Source organism: Cupriavidus phytohabitans, assembly GCF_017815025.1.
Classification (GTDB): domain Bacteria; phylum Pseudomonadota; class Gammaproteobacteria; order Burkholderiales; family Burkholderiaceae; genus Cupriavidus.
Map to the genome: position 1 here is coordinate 1 of NZ_JAGIQB010000135.1, position 4177 is coordinate 4177.

Sequence of the window (4177 nt, forward strand, 5' to 3'; positions counted from 1 at the left end):
GTTCTACTCCCTGGTGGCCTAACCGCAGCACCTTTCCGTCCCCCGCTCGCCCCTACCTCCTTATCGCGACGGAACCGGCGGACCAGGCTCGAATACTTCATGTCTACGACGACACAGGCACGCAGCTCGTGCTTTGCCCTGCATTAGCCGGTTCCGCTGGCATGTGCTCTGATGCCCTTCTGAAGGCACTGGGAGGATACTTATCTCATCCTCATTCCCTATGTATAGGCCAATTTGCTACTGCGCGTTTGCGCTGACTGTCTTAGCCGGCGTCCCTGCCTTAGTCGAAACCCAGACACTTTTGGTCTCGAGGAACTCGCTCACAGCTTCGATACCGTTCTCACGGCCAATACCGGATTGCTTCATGCCACCGAAAGGGAGGTTGAAGCTCGTCGCGCGATAGGTGTTAATCCACACTGTGCCGACCCTGAGCGCCTTTGATACACGAAGCGCCTTGGAGATATCAGCTGTCCATACTCCTGCGGCGAGCCCATAAATAACATCATTGGCGATCCTCACTGCGTCCGCTTCGTCATCGAAGCCCATGACCGAGAGCACGGGGCCGAACACCTCTTCTTGCGCGATGCGCATGTCGCTCTTTACGTCGACAAAAACCGTGGGCTGCACAAACTGCCCACCAGAGAGATCCCGTATAGCCTCGCCCCCTATTACACAGCGAGCGCCTTCTGACTTGGCGATGTCGATGTACCGCAAAACCTTTTTATACTGCTCCGGTGTTGCGAGAGGACCGAAGCTATTCTCCGGTGCGTTTGGATCACCGACTCGCGCCAATGCAACCATGCTGACAAGTTGATCGACGAAAAGGTCCTTGATGCTATTCTGCACCAGCAAGCGGGACCCTGCCACACACGCTTGACCGGTCGCTGCAAAGATCCCCGACACAGCTCCACTTACTGCCTGTGCGAAGTCGCAATCCTCGAACACAATATTGGGCGACTTACCACCTAATTCCATTGAAACCCGTTTCATAGACTTTGCAGCAGCGGCGTAGACCTTTGCCCCGGTGGCATCCGATCCAGTAAAACTCACCTTAGCGACGTCAGAGTGTTCCACCAACGCAGCCCCGGTCTCTGGACCAAATCCAGTGACAACGTTGAATACTCCACTCGGGAAGCCGGCGTGCTGGGTTAACTCCATGAACTCCAGTGTGCTCGCCGAAGCAAATTCTGATGGCTTCAGGACCACGGTGCAGCCTGCTGCCAAGGCGGGCGCGCATTTCATCGCTACGAAAAGCAAAGGTGAGTTCCAGGCCGTCAAGGCAGCGACCACGCCAACTGGCTCGTGGGTGGTAAAAGCAAAGGCATCGGACCTGTCCAAAGGAACAACAGCGCCTTCTATCTTGTCAGCTAGGCCGCTGAAGTACCACCACCACTCCGACTGCGACCGAAGCTGGTTCAGCACCTCAGTCATCACCTTGCCATTGTCCCGTACCTCAGTTTCTGCCAGGCGCTGGGCGTTTTCAAGGACCAGATCACCGAGACGTCGCATTAGTTTGCCGCGCGCCGTGGCTGTCATCATCGCCCAAGGTCCCGCCTTCAGGGCACGCGAAGCTGCGGCTACCGCGATATCAACGTCTTCCTTTGTACCTCTAGGGATGCGTGCCCAAACCTCGCCGGTGTACGGGTTGACCGTATCGAACCACTCCAGTCTTACTGGATCGACGTAACGGCCGTCAATGAACAATTTATAGCGTTTCATTTGAATCTAAATTCCCCTTATCTAATGAGCATTTGGTCGGTATTGCATTTCATTCATTCGACAGCGCCTTGCTATGGTCCCCAGCACCGCAAGTGCGTCGACTCAATGCTTGCACTTGCTCGCATTCATGTGTCAAGCACATCACCCCGACGCGGAGGATCGGCATCGATTGTCGCTTATAACCTCGCTCCCATCTTTAATGGTTTTCTGGTCGGTCCCCGCACGAGCCTGTTAAACAATGCACCCCCCGTCTGCAAAGGCTTTAGGAATCAACACCTCCAACGCCCGAACGGCTTGGCAAAGCTTGATCATGGAGCAATCGTAACCCTTTGAGGAAGCTACGTCAGTTCACGGTGTGATCCGAAAGGGCCGTTCCAGTTTCCGACTCAGTCACAAAAAATTGACGGCGCCTCCGCCACCGCTGTCGGACAAAATGTGAGATTTGTCGTGGTCGCTCCAGTCTGGCTTACCAGAATCCGTTCCGGCTCTCCTTTGGTGCTAAGTACCGAAATGCAGCCTAAAGAGCCCTACAACCCTCCGCGCGTCCATAGTGAGGCCATCCAGCCCACTAGTGCCGCAGAAAAAAAATAACGCCCCACCTTCGGCACTTTCCCATCTGACACTACAGTGAATCCAGCCAAATGCTATTCCCGCGATTGGAGCCACGAGGCGGAGATGAGATAGCAAGATCGTTCAACCTTTGCATACCTGGGCATTCATTCCAATGCCAGGCATTGCTTTTCTTAACCTGATGCCTCTGGACTGGTACACAACGTGGTATGCGCCGCGGCCAACGAGTCGGACGTGTCGCAGGCACATGCTTTCCTGCATGGCCACGAGGAGCATGCATTTGGCGGCGCGGGCTACACGGGCGTGGACAAGCGCGAGGAGATGAATGGCAAGACCGTGAAGTGGTAGATTGCCGTCAAACGCGCCAAGATCAAGTCGATGCGTAATGGAGTAGTCAAGGACCTGCTGATCGCCGTCGAGCGAGCCAAAGCCCAGATTTGAGCGCGGGTCGAGCATTCGTTCCATGTCGTCAAGAACTTGTTTGGACATCGCAAGGTTCGCTACCTGGGTCTGGTCAAGAACACGACGCAGTTGTTCAGCCTGTTTGGTCTGGCGAATCTGGTGTACGCCAGGAAACTGTTAGTGGCCTCAGAGGGAAGCAATCCGTCTTCAGCAAGAAAAGCCACGGCGTGTGCAACATCAACCGCAAACCTCATTGATCAGCGATTCCCTTCAAGATAGTTGCCCCACTTTTTCGTAGGTTGCTTTGCAACCTCGCTCCATAGCTTAGTTTCTTCGCTCATGAAGGTGAGCACGAAATTTGCTGGGTGCGTGTCGCTCGATAGATACCCTCTAGCCATAGCGCCACCACCTTCCTACCTAAAAAAGAGCGTCATTTTGTTGACACGGCAAGGTTTTCCGCATGTAATGACGACAATTTGATTCAGTTTAAGGTACCGCCTTTACGAGGTCAACAGCTGCATCTCTCTTTATCCAACGATGCCACGCAAGCCACAAAACACATCAATTTATGACGAAAATTCGGCGCCCGGAGGTGCCTCAAGTGTGGACCGCGCTTTGTCCTTGCTTGACGTGTTCACACCACAATCTGCTTCGCTCTCACTGACTGAGATAGCGAAACAGACAAGGCTTTATAAAAGCACCGTACTGAGGTTGCTAGCCTCCTTGCAACACAAGGGCTATGTTCAACGTAGAACAGATGGGACCTACTGCCTCGGCCCACAAATCGCGCGTCTTTATGCAATCTACGCGTCGTCATTTTCGCTCGAAGAGATCGTTATGCCGGCGCTGCGTGAACTCACAGAACAAACCAAGGAGAGCGCTGCATTTTATGTACGACAAAAGGAGTTCCGTCTCTGCCTCTATCGCGTTGACTCCCCACAGCTGGTTCGCGATCACATACGGGCGGGTGAGATCCTCCCTATTGATCGCGGCGCTGGCGGCCGCGTACTGCTGGCCTATTCCGGTGAGCAAGGGGAAATCTACGATCGGATTCGTAAAGATGGCATTGCTATGCTAGTCGGAGATCGCGTATCGGAGCTCAGCGGCATATCAGCTCCTGTTTTCAATGCTGCAAGAGAACTCGCTGGCGCCGTCACACTTACAATGCCCACGTCTCGCTATTCGGAAACCTTTGCGAAACCTGTACGCGATGTGGCAATGAGTATCTCATCGAGATTGGGCGTCACCGGCTTGAACGAATGATGGCGCTGAGTCCTCACATTCTTTTTTGAGAAAATGCACTGGCGTGCGAAGCAGCCTGTGACCTCTGAGTGTAGCCGATCAGCCGCTTCGATACGGAACCTCACCATCACCCATGGAACTGGGCGATTTCAAGAGCGAAGTGCAATACCCTGCGGGTTATTGAACAGGGAGCCGGTCAGTTGGGTTGGCCAGGACCTGAGCGAGGACTTGCAAAGGTGTGTGC

General features: G+C 54.2%; 2 protein-coding genes and 1 pseudogene. 2 read left to right on the top strand and 1 reads right to left on the bottom strand.

From position 1 onward, the window contains the following. Positions 1–237 precede the first annotated feature (237 nt). Positions 238–1719 (bottom strand): aldehyde dehydrogenase, encoded by a 1482-nt coding sequence (locus tag J8I34_RS33380; protein ID WP_209778317.1) that lies wholly within the window; start codon positions 1717–1719, stop codon positions 238–240. 756 nt (positions 1720–2475) lie between these two features. On the opposite strand from J8I34_RS33380, the pseudogene J8I34_RS33385 reads away from it, so the two are divergent. Next, positions 2476–2898 (top strand): annotated as a pseudogene (locus tag J8I34_RS33385) (transposase); the annotation flags it as partial. A gap of 330 nt (positions 2899–3228) precedes the next feature. Beyond that, entirely contained in the window at positions 3229–3954 is a 726-nt protein-coding gene (locus J8I34_RS33390) for an IclR family transcriptional regulator (protein ID WP_084402729.1), read from the top strand. The last annotated feature ends 223 nt before the right edge of the window (positions 3955–4177 follow it).